Annotated in this window: 16 protein-coding genes; 13 read left to right on the top strand and 3 right to left on the bottom strand. The window is 40.3% G+C overall.

What is annotated here, in order from left to right; translation table 11 throughout:
• Positions 1–233: 233 nt before the first annotated feature.
• The 3 genes from CMT41_RS19575 to CMT41_RS11190 all read right to left on the bottom strand — a co-directional run bounded on the left by CMT41_RS19575 (position 234) and on the right by CMT41_RS11190 (position 3,972).
• Positions 234–527 carry a hypothetical protein gene (locus tag CMT41_RS19575; protein WP_232299947.1) on the bottom strand — a complete coding sequence of 98 codons (294 nt, stop codon included), beginning with the start codon at positions 525–527 and terminating at the stop codon, positions 234–236.
• Positions 528–921: 394 nt separating this feature from the next.
• Positions 922–3,339, bottom strand: coding sequence for a Lon protease family protein (locus CMT41_RS11185; protein WP_057181388.1), 2,418 nt, complete (start codon positions 3,337–3,339; stop codon positions 922–924).
• 147 nt (positions 3,340–3,486) lie between these two features.
• Entirely contained in the window at positions 3,487–3,972 is a 486-nt protein-coding gene (locus tag CMT41_RS11190; protein WP_058027304.1) for a zinc ribbon-containing protein, read from the bottom strand.
• Positions 3,973–4,168: 196 nt separating this feature from the next.
• On the opposite strand from CMT41_RS11190, the gene leuS reads away from it, so the two are divergent.
• The 13 genes from leuS (at position 4,169) to lipA (ending at position 17,895) form a co-directional block, all read left to right on the top strand.
• Entirely contained in the window at positions 4,169–6,763 is a 2,595-nt protein-coding gene (gene leuS / locus CMT41_RS11195) for a leucine--tRNA ligase (RefSeq protein ID WP_058028214.1), read from the top strand.
• 15 nt (positions 6,764–6,778) lie between these two features.
• Positions 6,779–7,297: an LPS-assembly lipoprotein LptE gene (locus CMT41_RS11200; RefSeq protein WP_058027305.1), complete on the top strand. Its 519-nt coding sequence runs from the start codon at positions 6,779–6,781 to the stop codon at positions 7,295–7,297.
• A gap of 61 nt (positions 7,298–7,358) precedes the next feature.
• Positions 7,359–8,423, top strand: a complete 1,065-nt coding sequence (holA, locus tag CMT41_RS11205) for a DNA polymerase III subunit delta (RefSeq protein ID WP_057181391.1) — start codon at positions 7,359–7,361, stop codon at positions 8,421–8,423.
• A gap of 18 nt (positions 8,424–8,441) precedes the next feature.
• Positions 8,442–9,113: a nicotinate-nucleotide adenylyltransferase gene (nadD, locus tag CMT41_RS11210; protein ID WP_232299948.1), complete on the top strand. Its 672-nt coding sequence runs from the start codon at positions 8,442–8,444 to the stop codon at positions 9,111–9,113.
• A 93-nt stretch (positions 9,114–9,206) separates the two neighbouring features.
• A complete protein-coding gene (rsfS, locus tag CMT41_RS11215; RefSeq protein ID WP_057181393.1) occupies positions 9,207–9,527 on the top strand; it encodes a ribosome silencing factor in 321 nt (106 codons plus the stop codon).
• A 199-nt stretch (positions 9,528–9,726) separates the two neighbouring features.
• The gene (gene rlmH / locus CMT41_RS11220) at positions 9,727–10,197 is read left to right on the top strand and encodes a 23S rRNA (pseudouridine(1915)-N(3))-methyltransferase RlmH (RefSeq protein ID WP_057181394.1); all 471 of its coding nucleotides are present in this window, start codon (positions 9,727–9,729) and stop codon (positions 10,195–10,197) included.
• Positions 10,198–10,262: 65 nt separating this feature from the next.
• The gene (gene mrdA, locus CMT41_RS11225) at positions 10,263–12,224 is read left to right on the top strand and encodes a penicillin-binding protein 2 (RefSeq protein WP_058027307.1); all 1,962 of its coding nucleotides are present in this window, start codon (positions 10,263–10,265) and stop codon (positions 12,222–12,224) included.
• Entirely contained in the window at positions 12,224–13,339 is a 1,116-nt protein-coding gene (rodA, locus tag CMT41_RS11230; RefSeq protein ID WP_057181396.1) for a rod shape-determining protein RodA, read from the top strand. Before mrdA ends, rodA begins: the two co-directional genes overlap by 1 nt.
• 90 nt (positions 13,340–13,429) lie before the next feature.
• Positions 13,430–14,293, top strand: a complete 864-nt coding sequence (locus CMT41_RS11235) for a septal ring lytic transglycosylase RlpA family protein (protein WP_057181698.1) — start codon at positions 13,430–13,432, stop codon at positions 14,291–14,293.
• Between the two features lie 181 nt (positions 14,294–14,474).
• Positions 14,475–15,674, top strand: coding sequence for a serine hydrolase (locus tag CMT41_RS11240; RefSeq protein ID WP_057181397.1), 1,200 nt, complete (start codon positions 14,475–14,477; stop codon positions 15,672–15,674).
• 217 nt (positions 15,675–15,891) lie between these two features.
• Positions 15,892–16,155, top strand: coding sequence for a DUF493 family protein YbeD (ybeD, locus tag CMT41_RS11245; protein ID WP_057181699.1), 264 nt, complete (start codon positions 15,892–15,894; stop codon positions 16,153–16,155).
• A 128-nt stretch (positions 16,156–16,283) separates the two neighbouring features.
• On the top strand, positions 16,284–16,916 hold the full coding sequence (lipB, locus tag CMT41_RS11250) for a lipoyl(octanoyl) transferase LipB (protein ID WP_057181700.1): 633 nt from the start codon (positions 16,284–16,286) through the stop codon (positions 16,914–16,916).
• Positions 16,909–17,895: a lipoyl synthase gene (gene lipA, locus CMT41_RS11255; protein WP_057181398.1), complete on the top strand. Its 987-nt coding sequence runs from the start codon at positions 16,909–16,911 to the stop codon at positions 17,893–17,895. Before lipB ends, lipA begins: the two co-directional genes overlap by 8 nt.
• Positions 17,896–17,999 lie beyond the last annotated feature (104 nt).

Consider the following 17,999-nt stretch of genomic DNA (forward strand, 5'->3'; position numbering starts at 1 on the left):
ACCTGCGTAAATATACGAGGAAACCACCAGGAAGACTTTAGGCATATAGCGTGCTCTTGACGCTATATTTCTTGCTAATTCTAGGGGCGAATTAGCTGGGCAAGTCTATTGGGCGGTAAAACCCCACTCATCTCGATATACTTATACATTTGTTTAACTATTTGATAATTAGTATAAGTAAGCCGTCGGACTAACTTAAGGTAAAAACATTCACCTTGTTATCGAGGCGCGCATTATACAGAGAACGACAGAATTAACAAGAACTTTATAAAATAACGTCTTGATATAGGTTGGGGGTATTTGATTTTGTCTGAATTAAATAGAAACGTTCTTAATGCCTGCCGACCTTGTTGTAAGTCTGTAAATTTAGCGGCAACAACATTTTCTTCATGTTGAACCAAGTCAAGTTCGAGTTTTAGCGGCTCTTCGCCCGCTAAACTCATTTCTAATGAAGCCTGCTGTAAATCTAAGTTCTTACCCTCGGAGCTAGCAATTTTTAACGTTAACCCAGTGGCAGAAAGTGACATCAATTATTTCGGGGGTAGCTAACTTAGGTGAGAACTCACCTAAGTTATTCAGTGAGAGCGAGACAGGAAACCATAATTGATAGTGACTAATTTCGGCTAATAGTGTTAATTTACTGCCAACTAACACTTGTTTTAACGATTGCGGCACCTCAGTTTGCATACGTAAGCTGGTGTTGTGTACCCGTCACCATGCAATCAGTTGATGTTTTAGTAAAAATATTATTGAAAAAATCCAGTTCTTCCGTCGAAAATTCCATTTAAATGTTATACCGCAGGTTTGGTTAGGTTAGGTTAAACACCATAACAAAAACCTGGACGCACTGTAATTATTGAGCTACCAGAGCTTGCATTTACACTAGGCATGAATACAAATAAGATGACTCTTCGGCGCCATTTATTCCTCAGCACCATTAAGTAAATCGGCAAAATTTTGGAGTTTATCAAGGGCTAAACCATGAATAGATTTACGTGGATAGCGCCCGGTTCGACTAATAACACCGGCATCAACTTTCATTAAGAGTTCCAGCGCTTGATCAATAGTTTCAACGGCATAGATGGAAAATTCACCGCGAGAAACCGCCGCTATCACCTCATCATTAAGCATTAAATTAATAACATTGGTTTGTGGAATGATGACCCCTTGCTTTCCGGTTAAACCTTTGTCTTGGCACAACTGGAAGAAACCTTCTATTTTCTCATTAACACCGCCAATAGATTGCACTTCACCATGTTGATTAATTGATCCTGTTATCGCTAGGCTTTGATCTATCGGTAATAAGGTAATGGCAGAGATAAGTGCACAAAGTTCAGCCATAGAAGCACTATCACCATCAATATGGCCATAGGATTGTTCTATGGCAATATTAGCGGAAATATTTACCGCAAATGTTTGCCCGTATTTATGGCCTAAATATCCTGTTAACAGTAAAACCCCTTTTGAATGAATAGATTTGCCTAAGTCTACCTCTCCCTCAATATCGGTTACGCCTTCACTACCCGCATATACGGTTGCGGTTATACGGGCTGGGGTACCAAAAACACTATCACCTATTTCTAAGACAGTTAAACCATTTACCTTAGCTAGGCATTCCCCTTCGGTATTAATTAAAACTTGCCGCTCTTTAATTTCACTGAGCCAGGTTTCACTGATTCGACCAATACGACGTTTTTTAGCCGCTTGTGCCAAAGCAATATGCTGTGCGGTTAAATTCCCCGTAGCACCTTGCTGTTGCCAGCAATAATTTGCTTCATCGAGTAAATCATTTACTTGCACTATATTGGCTGAAATTTTGTGTTTATGTTCACCGCGTCTTAGCGCATAACGAACCAACTCTAATACCGCTTCATTACTAACCTCGGGGTAATTATATTGCTTAGCACGTCGCCTTATTAAACGACCAAAAGCAATTAAATTACTATCCGTTTTATCGAGATGGCGATCAAAATCAGCTAACACCCGAAAAAGTTCAGTAAACTCCTGATCATAATCTTGTAAGGTATAATAAATTTCAGCATCACCAAGTAGTACCACTTTAACTTGCAGGGGGATTTTTTCTGGCTGCAAGCTATAGCCATTTGGCTGACTAAGGTCTGAATAAGGATTCTCAATGGTAATTTGCTGAGTTTTCAAGGCAAGTTTCAAGCGCGACCACACCATAGGTTGGCTTAATACTTTATCGGCATCTAATAATAAATAACCGCCATTAGCCTTATGTAAAGCACCAGGTCTGATTAAACGATAACTGGTATAACTACTGCCTTGAAAGCTGGCAAAATCAACATGACCAAATAGGTTTTGATAGCTTGGGTTTTGCTCATAAATGACCGGAGCGCCTTGAGATTCATCGCGAGGTACAAGTAAATTGGGCAAAAAACGCTCCACCATCAATTTGCGTAACTCTTTATCTGTTGGTGCATCATCAGATTCGCTGACTAAAATCTCTAATACCACATCCACTACATGGTTTTTTACTGTCTCTAAATATTTTAATACATCTTGATTATTACTAAATGATTTTTCCAATTCAGTTAAATAAGGTTTAATGGCTTTTTCAGCGGTGTCATTTTTAAGTTTTCTTAATTGATCAAAAGACAGTCGCTTCCACAGTGGTAATTCTAATAATTGCTCAGAAAGAACATTCTCTAACACGCTCAGTAGTTGATAAAACTTGGTTCGTTCCGTTTCCTTTAAATTAGCAAATTCTTTATCACTTAAGGGTTTACCGTCAACCAAAGGCGAGAAGCCCAATTCGCCATTTTCTTCATATAAAACCACGTTATCTTTTAAGGCCGCTTCTTCCACAATACTAATGGCTTGGTCGTATTTTTTATTAAATTCCCTATCAATGGCTGATTTTTGTCTTTGGTAACCCGGGTTATCAAAAACATCAGGGAATAAACTGAGTAAACCATCAATAAACTTATTCATGCTGAATAATAGTTGCTTGCCATCGCCTGGTTTAAGGGACAAGGTTAATGGAATATGGCTTTCCTCAAAGTTATTGGTGTAGCACCATTCATCAGGTGCCTTTTTCTCAGTGGCCAGCGAAGTTAACATTTGTTTAATTAATGTTTGTCGCCCCGTGCCGTGTTCACCCATAGCAAAAACATTAAAACCTATGGTCGACATTGATAAACCGAATGCTAAGGCCTCTTTGGCCCGTTCATGGCCAACAAAGCCTTGTGAGTCAGTATCAAGGGCGCTACTGGCTGATTTTTGATTATCGGAAAATAATGAAGCTGACAAGGGAGAGGTTAGATCATCTACCCCAATACGGGTTTGATCTGCAAGGGCAGTAAAAGTTTTAGTCATATAAATCCTTTAAAAAGCGTTATTAAATAACGAGTTTAATAAATAACATATCGACGCTAATATTTGGAAATCATTGCATCGAATTAATGTATCGAAAATTGCGCTAGTGTACTGGCAAATATTTAGGCTAACAAGTTGATTATAAAACTAAGGGTTTAGCGGCAGACGAAAAAACTCTGTTGAGCCACAATGAACACAATCACCAATTTCACTAAAGTGCAAAATAGTTATTTTTTCATCGCATTGTTGACATTGCAGCTCGCCAAAACCAATGAAGTCACCACTTTTGTATAAACCATCATGACTAAAATCTTCAACCAGTTCAGCCCATTCTACTTGTGATTTATCGGTTAACTTAGCGAGAGTATCCCAAAGGCTTTCATTTAATAATCCCAAGTAGAGCGAATGTTTAACTTGTGAGCGATTTAATTGATAAAAGTCATGCAGATCATATTTTAAATTATCGGCAAATTGTTTCAGCTTTTCTTCAGACATAGCTTCAGCGGCATTGGCATACAACTTAGCCTGTTTAATAAATTCATCAATGTGTGGCTTTTGCTCAGCTTTTACTGCGACTAACCAGTTATTGAGATTTTTATAGATATCAGCAAAGTAATCATTTTGATGTGACATTAATATTCTCCCTCACGCGTATTACTTTCACTATAGGTTCAAGTATAGGAAAAGTTGAAAGATCTGCTTGTTGTTACCCAACGAGATAAGGTATTCTACTGCGATAATCTAACATTGGTTTATTCACTATTCATGCAAATTCCCCTTGGGTAGTAAGCAAGCCGGTAACACCTTAAAAGCATTCGAGAAAACCTTAATGGAAGCCATTTATAATCATCAAGCTATTGAAGCAACAGTACAAAAATTTTGGACTGATAACAACACATTTAAAGCGACCGAAGACCCTGACAAAGAAAAGTTTTATTGTTTAGCTATGTTCCCTTACCCAAGTGGTCGGTTACACATGGGACATGTGCGTAATTACAGCTTAGGTGATGTTATTTCTCGCTACCAACGTATGCAGGGCAAAAATGTCATGCAACCTATGGGCTGGGATGCTTTTGGCTTACCTGCTGAAAATGCGGCTATTAAAAATAATACCGCGCCAGGAAAATGGACCTACGAAAATATTGATTATATGCGTAATCAATTAAAATCACTTGGTTTTGCTTATGATTGGAGCCGAGAATTAACGACCTGTAAGCCAGATTACTATCGTTGGGAACAATGGTTTTTTACCAAACTTTTTGAGAAAGGCTTGGTATATAAGAAAAATTCTACCGTCAATTGGGATCCCGTTGATCAAACTGTGCTAGCAAACGAGCAAGTGATTGACGGTCGTGGTTGGCGTTCAGGCGCTCTGGTCGAGCGTAAAGAAATTCCACAATGGTTTATCAAAATTACCGATTACGCCGAAGAATTACTCGATGATTTAGATCAGTTAACCGAATGGCCTGAGCAAGTAAAAACCATGCAACGTAACTGGATTGGTCGCTCGCAAGGTGTTGAGATGACTTTTGTGCTTGCAGATTCAACAGAAAGTTTTGATATTTACACCACACGACCTGATACCTTAATGGGTGTTACCTATGTAGCGCTCGCCGCGCAGCATCCATTAGCGCTAGCAGCAGCAAAAGATAATGCCGATTTAGCGGCTTTTATTGATGAATGTAAAAACAGTAAAACCACTGAAGCCGACATGGCCACAATGGAAAAGAAAGGTGTCGATACCGGTCTTAAAGCTATTCACCCTATTACCGGTAAGTTAGTGCCTGTTTGGGCGGCTAACTTTGTCTTAATGGATTATGGCTCAGGTGCCGTTATGTCAGTACCCGGTCATGATCAACGCGATTATGAGTTTGCCACTAAATATGGCTTGGCCATAGAGCAAGTGATTGCCGGTCAAGAGTCTGATGATATTAGTAAAGCCGCTATCACAGAAAAATCGACTTTAATAAATTCTGGTGAGTTCGATGGTTTAGATTTTGAACAAGCATTTAAAGCCATTAGCGATAAATTGACCCGTGAAAATAAAGGTAAAGTTACCACAAAATACCGTTTGCGTGACTGGGGCGTTTCTCGTCAACGTTATTGGGGTACACCAATCCCAATGATTAACCTAGCAAACGGTGAATCAGTGCCCGTACCTGAAGATCAATTACCGGTAATCTTACCCGAAGATGTGGTAATGGATGGCGTGACCTCGCCGATTAAAGATGATGCAGAGTGGGCAAAAACCACCTATAACGGCGAAGAAGCCTTACGCGAAACAGATACCTTTGACACCTTTATGGAGTCTTCTTGGTATTACGCCCGTTATTGTTCACCCAATGACAATAGCCAAATGATTGACCCGGTTAAAGCGAATTATTGGTTACCGGTAGATCAATATATCGGTGGTATTGAACATGCTATCTTGCATTTACTTTATTCACGATTTTTCCATAAATTATTACGCGATGTCGGCTTAGTTAACTGTGACGAACCTTATAAAAAGTTGTTATGCCAAGGCATGGTATTAGCTGAAACTTATTACCGTGAAGCTGACAACGGCGCGAAGGATTGGATTGCACCAACAGATGTTGAAGTATTAGAGCGTGACGATAAAGGTCATGTTACTTTAGCAATAAGTAAACTTGATGGTCTGCCAGTATTATCTGCTGGCATGAGCAAGATGTCTAAATCGAAAAATAACGGTATTGACCCACAAAAAGTGATTGAAAAATACGGTGCTGATACGGTGCGTTTATTTATCATGTTCACTTCACCACCAGAGCAAACTTTAGAATGGTCTGATGCCGGTGTCGAAGGCGCGTATCGTTTTGTTAAACGTGTTTATAAATTAGCCCATGATTTCGTTGAAATGACCACTGATACCCCCGTGGCTGATATTACTGGCTTAACCTTAAACAGTGACCAGAAGAAGTTACGTCGTGAGTTACATAAAACCATTGCTAAAGTAACCGATGATATAGGTCGTCGTAATACCTTTAACACAGCTATTGCTGCCATCATGGAGTTAATGAATCACTTAGGCAAAGCTAAACTTGAAAGCGCTGAAGATAAAGCGGTAATGCAAGAAGCTATTCGTGCTGTCGTGTTAATGCTAACACCTATCACCCCGCATGTATGTCATCACTTATGGCAAACGGTTGGCGGTAGCGACTTACATGTTGAAGATGTCAGCTGGCCAGTCGTTGACCAAAGTGCTCTCGTTGAAGATGAAAAATTGATTGTGGTACAAGTGAACGGCAAATTACGGGCAAAAATCACCGTTGCTATTGATGCCAGTAAAGAAGAGGTTGAAGCACTGGGTTTAAATGATGTAAACGTGTTGAAATTTACCACGGGTAAAACGGTACGAAAAGTTATTTATATCCCAGGTAAGTTACTTAATATTGTCGCTAATTAACGTGGTAAATGCCCAATGACTAAATTAAGCCTTGTCATTAAAAGCTTAACCTTTAGAAAATTAGCTATCGCTCTGTTAACCACAAGCTTATTGTCTGCTTGTGGTTTTCAACTTCGCGGTGATTATTTACTCGACGATGAGTTGCAAACACTTTACCTTAGTTCCAGTGATGTTCACGGTGAGTTGACTCGGTTAGTTAAACTCAGTTTAACACGCAACCAAGTTCAGGTATTAAAGCACGCTAAAACTGACATTCCTGAATTACGTATTCTTACTGATAAATTAGATAGACGGACGTTATCGGTATTTTCTAACGGTCAGGTGGCAGAATATGAATTGATTTATTCAGTGCATTATCAAGTACGCTTTACTGGCGAAGATGCGCTAGATTTTCGCTTTGAACTCTATCGCGATTATCAAGACGATCCTAACCTCGCCCTAGCAAAAAGCCGCGAGTTATCATTATTGTTAAGTGAAATGAGAACATCAGCGGCCGATAAAATACTACGTGATTTAGCAAGAATCCAACGCTAGTTATTCGCACAGCGCTTTTGTTAAAAAAAGCCAGTTACTGTAAAATTTACCTAGGGTATTTATGAAAATTTACCATAACCAGCTAGACAACACCTTACGACAGGGATTCAAACCTGTTTGGTTGGTTTTTGGTGATGAACCTTGGCAAAAAGATAACAGCCTAGCGGTTATTAAAGCTCATGCAAAAAAACAAGGTTTTAGTGAAGTTATTCGTTTTAGCAGTGACGCCAGCTTTGACTGGCAACAATTACTTGATGAGTATCAAGCGTTAAGTCTTTTTGCCAGTCAACGTATCATTGAAGTGGAGTTAACTACGGTAAAAGTAGGCGATTCAGGTAATAAAGCCTTATTAGCTTTAGCGGAACGATTAACACAAGACTTCACGGGTGCCCATGCCCCACAAGATGTAATGTTCATATTTCACGGCGCAAAACTTGATGCGGCGAGTGCTAATCGAAAGTGGTTTAAGAGTCTATCGCAATTAGGCTGCTATTTACCCTTGTATGATATTGAGTTAAAAGCCATGCCGCAATGGTTGAATAATCAAACCAGACAGCGACAAGTTAATATATCTAGCGAGTTAAACGCGCTACTTATTGAACTGTATGAAGGTAATTTACTCGCCCTTGCCCAAGAGCTAGATAAACTTGCTTTATTATTTGGCTCACAGCCCATCAGCATTGAGCAAGCCGAGCCGTTAATACTAAAACAAGCAAAGTTTAACCCCTTTCAAGTTATCGATGCCTTACTTAGAGGGGATTGCGCAAAATGTATCGTTATGCTCGATCAACTGCAGCAAGAAGGCATGGCACCCGCACAATTAATTTGGGTTTTCCATAAAGAAATAAACCAACTCTACAGCATGCTAAATCAATTAGCTCAAGGTGAGAGTCTTGCTAATATTTATAAAGAATTTCGTATTTGGGACAAGCGAAAACCCTTGTACCAACATGCCTTAACTCACATCAAACTTGATAACATAAAACGTGCCATGAGTCGTATTGCAGATATAGACCTATTAAGTAAAACCAGCAGCGAATTTAATATTTTCATCTTGTTGGCTGACTTGTGTATCACTGTGTATCACGGCGAAAAGACTGCCGCCTTTAGCCTGAACTATGGCTAATAACTGATGACTAGTGACATGAGTTCAGCAACGCCTGCTATGACTAAGGGTATAGGTGTTTTAGGCGGTACTTTTGATCCAATTCACTTGGGGCACACTCAATCAGCACAAGCGGTTGCCCATGAGCTGGGCTTAACTAAGATACTGTTAATTCCTGCCCATATTCCCCCACATAAAGCCTCAGCAGATCTAGTGCCCAGTGCCAGTGCTGAGCAACGCGCCGCTATGGTGGAAATTGCTTGCCTAGACAGTAGGCTATTTAGCTGTGATCAACGAGAATTAAAACGTGCTGGCCACTCTTACACTGTTGAGACCCTGAAAGAGTTAAAGCTACAGTACCCTGAGCAGCCTATTTATTTTATAATAGGTATGGACTCACTGATGAGTTTTACCTCCTGGTATCAATATCAGCACATATTAACCCTTTGTCACCTAGTGGTTAATACCCGCCCTAACTATCCCATGGCACAGTTTAATGAGGCCACAAAAAAATTGCTCACTAATTATCAAACAACTGATATTGCACAGTTATCTCGTAATAATTGTGGTAATATTTTTTTTGCCCAAGCGAATTATGTTGATATTTCATCAACACAAATTCGTCAACGTTTGGCGCAACAACAAAGTTGTCAGCAGCAGCTACTACCGGCAATAGCAGAATTTATTCACAAAAATAAGCTTTACCGTTAACCCTGAGCGTAAAAAGTGTTAATATTGCAATATTATGTATTGTTGCTCGTAAAGAGCAGCCCAAACGTTACGATTAACGATAGGAATAACACCTTGCAAACTGAACAACTTAAAGCATTTGTCATAAAAACACTTGAAGACATGAAAGGCAGAGATATCATCGCTCTTAATATTAGCGACAAAGCAAGCTTTGCTGATTACATGATTATTTGTTCAGGTAATTCAAAACGCCATGTAAAATCTATTGCGCAATCGGTAGCTATTGAGTATCGAGCTCAAGGTCAAGAGCCGCGTGGTATGGAAGGTCACGATGTTGGCGAGTGGGCATTAGTCGACTTAGGCGATATCATTGTTCATGTGATGACGGATGAACAACGTGATAAATATAACCTAGAGCAGCTTTGGGCAGAATAGTTAACTTTTGCTTAATGAAAAGACGAGTGCCAGCTGGGTTTTAAACAAGAGGATGTACTTTCCTCTATCAACCGCCGGCTCTCGTTACTTTGTTCAGTAGCATTTCGCTCGACTCTACTTTCCAGCGAGTTAGTTTTAACCGAACAAAGAATGTAATAACCTTGTCGATGATAATAAACCCAATAATCAAAATAGATTTATGAAACTCACCTTATATGCTGTTGGCAACAAAATGCCTGCATGGGTTAGCCTAGGCTTTGCTGAATACAGCCGTCGCTTCCCCCGTGATTTAAGCTTTCATCTAGTTGAAATTCCGGCAGGCAAGCGCGGTAAAAATGCCGATATCACCCGTATCCTAGCAAAAGAAGGTGAATTGTTACTGGCGGCAATCCCCAAGGGTAACCGTATTGTCACTCTTGAAGTTGAAGGACAAGCGTGGACAACAGCAAAACTTGCCAAACAACTGCAAAGCTGGCAACTTGATAGCAGAGATGTCGCTTTACTTGTCGGTGGGCCTGAAGGTTTAGCGCCCGCTTGTATTAAAGCCTCTGAGCAAAAGTGGTCATTGTCCGCCTTAACACTACCTCACCCCATGGTGCGAATACTCATTGCAGAGAGTCTCTATCGCGCTTGGAGTGTAAATACTAACCACCCTTACCATAGAGAATAGCTTGTGTTGATGACTACGTTGGCCATACTTTTAGTAAATAGTTTTATTGTTGATAGCGTGCGCTAGTGTCTCCACGTCGTATTGTCATTCGAAATCGCTCCGCTGAAGCAAACTTATTTGCCCGACGTACTTTTATTGCTTTTGTCGGCGTGGTGCTGGTATTACTGATACTCTTTGCCAATATCTATAACTTACAAGTTGAATCTTTCGAAAAATATCAAACACGCTCAAACTCTAATCGTATCAAGCTACTGCCGGTAGCGCCAAATCGTGGTTTGATTTATGACAGAAATGGCGTATTACTTGCTGATAATAAGCCAGTCTATAGTTTAGAAGTGATAGCCGAGGATGTCGACGATATAAAAGCCAGCATAGCGCAAGTAAGCCTGTTACTAAATATCAGCGCAGACAGACAAACTAAGTTTTTCAAATCGATGAAACGCAAACGTCGTTTCAAACCCGTAGAATTGCACTCACGTTTAAGTGATCAACAAGTGGCTTTATTCTCGGTAAATCAACATAAATACCCCGGCATTTTTGTTAATGCCCGTTTAAAACGCTATTACCCTTTTGCTGATTTAACCACCCATACCTTGGGGTATGTGGCTCGTATCAATAGAAAAGATCTCAATAAATTAGAGCAATCAGGTCAGTCTGAAAACTATGCAGCCACCTATGCTATTGGCAGGTTGGGTATTGAAAGATATTATGAAAATATGCTGCATGGCACCATTGGCCATCAAGAAGTAGAGGTCAACAACCAAGGCCGAGTGATCCGCACGCTAAATTACACACCGCCTATACCGGGCAAAGACCTGACCTTGACCTTAGATATTGAATTACAAATGATAGCTAAACGTGCCTTATCAGGAAAACGTGGTGCTGTAGTTGCTATGGACCCACGAACTGGTGGCATTTTAGCCATGTATTCAAATCCAAGTTACGACGGTAATTTGTTTGTTCATGGTATTAGCACTAAAAACTATAAAAAGTTACTTGAATCAAAGGACCTACCGCTTATTAACCGCAGTGTACAAAGTGGTTATCCGCCTGCCTCTACTGTTAAGCCCTTTCTGGCGTTAACCGGTTTAGAAGAGAATGTGATCACGCCAAGCACAACCATTAATGATCCAGGCTGGTATCAGTTGGCAGGTTTACCCAATAAATATCGTGATTGGAAACCTTGGGGCCATGGTATAGTGAATCTAAGCAAAGCCATTGAGCAGTCTTGTAACATCTACTTCTATGATCTCGCCTTTAAATTAGGTATCACCAAAATCAGTAATATGATGCAACGATTTGGCTTTGGCGAGCGTACCGGCCTCGATATTCACGGAGAAAGTAAAGGTATTATGCCCAGTGTCGCTTGGAAGCGCGCCCGTTATAATCAACCTTGGTACACAGGAGAAACACTTTCAGTGGGCATTGGCCAGAGTTTTTGGACAGTAACGCCACTGCAATTAACCCAAGCATTAACAACCTTAGTAAATCATGGTGAGCGTAAAATTCCACATTTATTAAAAGCTAATACTGAGTTGATTATTGAAAGTAATGGTAATACTTATCATCAAATTATACCCGCCAACTATGAGCCCCCAGCACCTTTAGTATTAAAGCAAGAAAAAAATTGGGATCTGGTGTTAAATGCCATGCATAATACCGTGCAAAAATTTGGTGCTACCGCTTACAAACCATTTAAAGGCACTACCTATGATGCCTCAGGTAAAACTGGCTCAGCTCAGGTTGCACGTATCAAACAAGATGAAAAATATGACGCTAAAACCACATCCGAAAACAAACGTGATAACGCCATGTTTATTGCTTTCGCCCCCTTTGATAACCCTGAAATTGTCATTGCGGTAGCCATTGAAAATGTCGCGAAAGGTGGTGGTGCCACTAATGCTGCGCCAGTGGCAAGGCAGATTATGGATCAGTATTTTGGTGACAGAGTGATTACCAGCCAAGCGTCTACCATGACATACCAAATACCTGCAGCCATAGCAATGTTACCCCAAGAGGCTGACTAATGCGCAGAAACAGACAAGAGCAACAAAAAAATCACAGTTTTGCCCAGCGGCTTCATATAGATATACCCTTGTTGTTAGGTATTTTATCCTTATTAGCTTTAGGGCTTTTTCTGGTCTATAGCGCTGGCGGTCAGGAAACCGCCGTGGTTTATCGAAAAGCTCGAAGTATAGGTGTAGCTCTGGTTGGCATGTTTGTTGTCGCGCAAATTCCGCCACTGGTATATCGTAAGTGGGCGGTACCGGTTTTTGTCTTAGGTTTATTATTGCTGATCAGTGTCTTACTTTTTGGTCATGTCGGTAAAGGTGCACAGCGTTGGCTTGATTTAGGTTTTATAAAGTTTCAGCCCTCTGAGATTATGAAATTGATAGTCCCTATTATGATTGCTTGGTTTGTTAGTCAAGAAAACTTACCGGTAAAAATATCAACGGTGATGCTTGCTTTTATCCTAGTACTACTACCGACATTACTTATCGCTAAGCAGCCTGATTTAGGCACATCCTTACTTATAGCGAGTTCAGGGATCTTTGTAATTTTTCTTGCTGGTGCCAGTTGGCGGTTAATTGTTTTTTGTCTTGGTTTAGCTTCGGCCTTTGCGCCTATTTTGTGGTTCTTTTTAATGAAAGGATATCAAAAACAACGGGTTATGACCTTTTTAAATCCAGAGAAAGATCCCCTAGGCTCAGGCTACCATATTATTCAATCTAAAATAGCCATTGGCTCAGGCGGTATTGACGGTAAAGGCTGGTTACAAGGTACCCAATCACAATTAGAGTTTTTACCAGAGCGCCATACCGACTTTATCTTCTCGGTATTCAGTGAAGAGTTTGGCTTAATTGGTGTTGCCGCCCTGCTTGGCGTCTATTTATTTGTGGTAATGCGCGGTTTGTGGATTGCCGTCAATGCTCAACACGCCTTTACTAAGTTACTCGCGGGCAGCCTGACGTTAACGTTTTTTGTTTATGTTTTTGTCAACATAGGTATGGTGTCTGGCTTATTGCCTGTTGTGGGTGTGCCATTACCCTTAGTTAGTTATGGCGGTACTTCTATGGTGACATTAATGCTAGGTTTTGGCATATTAATGGCTATTAGTACCCATAGGCGTATCCATGTTTAAGCTGAGCAAGTCACCAGCCCCCTTCTTCCCTGTGCGATGAAAGTTATAAAATTGATGAACCTTATAAAATTGATGAAACTTATAAAAGTGATGAACCAACGACTGCTACTGCTCTTGTTAATATCCATGCTAACCTTGTTAAGTGCCTGCAGCTCTGGCCGCTATCAACAAAAGCATGACAGTACACCTATACGTCTACCAAGCCAAGCAGAATTGAAAGATGCTATAGCCCGCGCAGAGCCCTATAGTCGCGGCGGTAATAAAGATTATCAAGTATTTGGTAAACCTTACCAAGTATTAACCACGGCGCAAGGCTTTGAACAAACCGGCACTGCCTCTTGGTACGGGAAAAAGTTCCATGGCCACCTCACCTCCAATGGTGAAATCTATGACATGTATGCCATGAGCGCCGCCCATAAAAATTTACCTTTACCCACCTATTTAAAAGTCACCAATACCGCCAATAATAAATCGGTTATTGTCCGCGTGAACGACAGGGGTCCTTTTCATCAGTCACGTATTATTGATTTATCCTATAGTGCCGCTTATAAGCTCGACATGTTAAAAACCGGCACCGCAAACGTTAAAATAAGCGCAATAACTAATTTCGATAAACAAACGGCTAAAGTTAAAGATGTCACTACTATCCAAGCAACATCTCAAGTCATAGTAAGTCCAGCCATTAAGGAAAAGCCAGTCAGCCCAAACACACCAGATAACATGGGCATTGCCACACCTTTTATTCAAGTATTGGCAACCCGCAACATAGAATTAGCTAGCCGCACAGCCAAGCTGCTAAAAAGTCAATACAAACAAGAAACTAACTATGCAGAACATCAAGGACTTTATCGTATTCAACTTGGACCTATTAGCGATCTTGCCACGTTAAATGCGCTTTTATTGGCCTTAAAACAAAATGGCTACCCTAATGCTTATCCAAGAACCTCGCCATAACAAAGCTAAAAAGAAGCCAGCAGCAGTATCTACAACAAAAGCTTATAAATCTTGTTACATTTATAAGCTTTTATCGGCGAAATTATTGATAATATCGGTTTTTTTCCCGTAGCCAAGTTTTTTATAAGTGGTATACTTTCGTTCAGTTGCTTTCCCTTACTTTTCACACACGACTAACACCATGACTAAAACAACAAAACTTTCTGGCAAATATAGCGCCAACAATTTATTTACCTTTTTCAGTGGCGCTGTTTTTAGCGCGGCCGTTATTCTTACACCAACGGCTTATGCCCTTACCATTATCCCCGACGCGCCACAAATTAATGCCAAAGGTTTTATCTTAATTGATTACACCACAGGTAAAATTATTGCTGAAGAAAATGCAGATACTCTGTTAGCGCCAGCAAGTTTAACCAAAATAATGACCAGTTACATTATTGGTAAAGAGCTTCAAAACGGTAATATTAAAAACACTGACAAAGTGTTGATCAGTGAAAAGGCTTGGGCGAAAAAATTCCCTGACTCCTCCAAGATGTTTATCGAAGTGGGTACTGAAGTAACGGTTAGCTTATTAAACCAAGGGATAATCGTTGCCTCGGGTAATGATGCTTGTGTTGCTATGGCTGAGCATATTGCCGGCAGTGAAAGTGCTTTTACTGATTTAATGAATGCCCATGCCCAGCAACTTGGTATGACCAACAGCTTCTTTGAAAATAGTCACGGTTTAGACAGCGACTCACATATGACTACGCCTAGAGATATGGCAACACTAGCTATCGCGCTGATCCGCGATGTGCCAGAAGAGTATGCGATATATAAACAAAAATCTTTCACCTATAACAATATCAAACAGTATAACCGCAATGGTTTATTGTGGGATAAAAGCTTAAACGTTGACGGTATGAAAACCGGTCACACTTCAAATGCTGGCTACAGTTTAGTGACCTCAGCAACTAAAGGCGATATGCGTTTAGTTACCGTTGTTATGGGCACGGCAAGTGAGCGAGCACGAAAAGTAGAAAGTAAGAAATTATTAAATTATGGTTTCCGCTTTTTTGAAACCATAACACCTTACAAAGCTGGTGAAATATTTATTTCTAACCGTGTTTGGATGGGCGACAAAGAGAATGTTGACTTAGGTATTCTCTATGATACCCCGATCACTATTCCTCGCGGCCAACGTAAAAATTTAAAAGCAAACTTTGAGTTAAACCAACAATTAACAGCGCCATTAGCTAAAGGCACGGTAGTTGGTACTTTATTTTTACAACTCAATGATAAAGATATAGCACAATACCCTCTGGTAACACTTGAGGAAGTAAATGAAGGCAGCCTAATTAGTCGTTTGGTTGACTATGTGAAACTACAGTTTGCTAATTAATTAGCATTCATTATGGTAAATAATCAATGCATAAAAAAGCCTCTTTATTGAGGTTTTTTTGTTTTTAGCAAGCAAAAATCGCCGCCCTTAAACACGACTAATACTGCCCTAGCAACAAAACATATAAGGCAGAGAATAAAAACAATATCAGCACATGATAATTGATGATAAAATGGCGCTAAAGTAAAAACCTCGCTAGATAAAGAAGTAAATGACCATGAAAACCCATTTTGACGAATTATTAGAGTTCCCAACGGTATTAAATTTTAAAGTGATGGGCCTTGCCTGTGACGAATTACCGGACTTGATCATTGCCGAACTACAAAAACACACACCCGGTGATTACTCTCCCAAAATAAAAACCAGTTCCAAAGGTACTTATCATGCGGTTTCTATTGCGGTAACCGTTACCAGTAAAGAGCACATTGAAACTATCTATAAAACCTTAATGGCTATTGAACAAGTACGGTACGTTTTATAACCCCCCTTTAACGCTATCAGTTTTCAACACCCTAGATTAACGAGGTTTGCCCAGTGCAGTCAAATTCAACAGTCGAGCGAGACATTATTAACCTTGCCGACTCATTAGTCATCCGACAATTAGATACCATGGATTACAAGCAAGTTTGGCATGCCATGAAAAGCTTTACCGATAATCGTGATGACAGCATTGCTGATGAATTATGGTTAGTAGAACACCCTGCTGTTTTTACCCAAGGGCAAGCTGGCAAAGACGAACATTTGTTACTACCTGGCGATATTGAAGTAGTAAAAGTAGACCGTGGCGGTCAAGTCACTTATCACGGTCCAGGTCAGCTCGTTATTTATTGTATGATTAACCTGCGCCGTAAGAAAATAGGCATAAGACAGTTAGTCACTTTGATCGAAACCAGTATTGTCTCGGCTTTGTCGGATTATAATATTGCCGCTTATGCCAAAGCCGACGCACCGGGTGTATATGTTGATGAGAAAAAAGTTGCCTCCTTAGGTTTAAGAGTACGCAAAGGCTGCTCTTTTCATGGTTTAGCCATCAATGTGAATATGGATTTATCACCTTTTTTACGAATTAACCCCTGTGGTTATGCCGGTCTAGAAATGATACAAACTGCTGATTTACAAGGCCCACAAGATACCGCTAGTGCAAGTACTGCGTTAGTGAAACATTTAATAAACTTACTTGAAGCTAATAATGTTAGTTATCAAAGCGGTTTACCAAACGAGAATAACACGCATCATGAGTAGTGATTTAACCTCAGTAACAAAAACAGCCAATCGTGCCGCCGGCGAAAAATTTCGCGATGCCGATAAATTAGCTCACATTCCAATTAAAGTAGTTAGCTCAACAAAAGCGACTATGTTACGTAAACCAAGTTGGTTACGTATCAAGTTACCTCGCTCTAGTGAACGTATTGATGCCATCAAAGCTAATTTACGTAAACACGATCTACACTCGGTCTGTGAAGAAGCATCATGCCCCAACTTAGCAGAATGTTTTAATAACGGTACGGCTACCTTTATGATTTTAGGTGATCTATGTACCAGGCGTTGCCCATTTTGTGATGTTGGCCATGGCCGCCCACTACCGCCCAACAAAGATGAACCGAAAAAACTTGCCAATAGTTTAAAAGATATGGGCTTAAAATATGTGGTTATCACCTCGGTAGATAGAGATGATTTACGAGATGGCGGCGCTCAACAATTTGCCGACTGTGTTAGAGAAATTAGTAAACAAGCACCCAATACCAAAATAGAAATTTTAGTACCTGATTTTCGTGGTCGTATGGACCGAGCGCTTGAAATCCTTAATCAACATCCCCCCCATGTGTTTAACCACAACATGGAAACTGCGCCACGCCTTTATACTAAGGTACGCCCAGGCGCCAACTATCAATGGTCGCTAGACCTATTAAAACGTTTTGGTGAAGCAAATCCAAGTGTTACCACTAAATCAGGTTTAATGGTCGGTTTAGGTGAAACTAACGATGAAATTTTAGAAGTAATGCAAGACTTACGCAACCATGGTGTAACTATGTTAACCATTGGCCAGTATCTGCAACCGAGTAAAGATCATTTAGCGGTTGAGCGTTATGTTCACCCTGACGATTTTGCCATGTTTGAACGCGCCGCACACAAAATGGGCTTTGAACATGCGGCTTGTGGTCCACTTGTTCGCTCAAGCTACCATGCTGATAAACAAGCGGCCGGTGAAGAAGTAAAATAACCTTATTCACTTTAGTTAGTTAGTTAGTCAGTAACTTAACGTTAAATATTAAAAGCCAGTATCACTACTGGCTTTTTTATGTTTACACCTTTGCTACGTTCACC

This window comes from Colwellia sp. MT41 (assembly GCF_001444365.1).
GTDB classification, from domain to species: domain Bacteria; phylum Pseudomonadota; class Gammaproteobacteria; order Enterobacterales; family Alteromonadaceae; genus Colwellia; species Colwellia marinimaniae.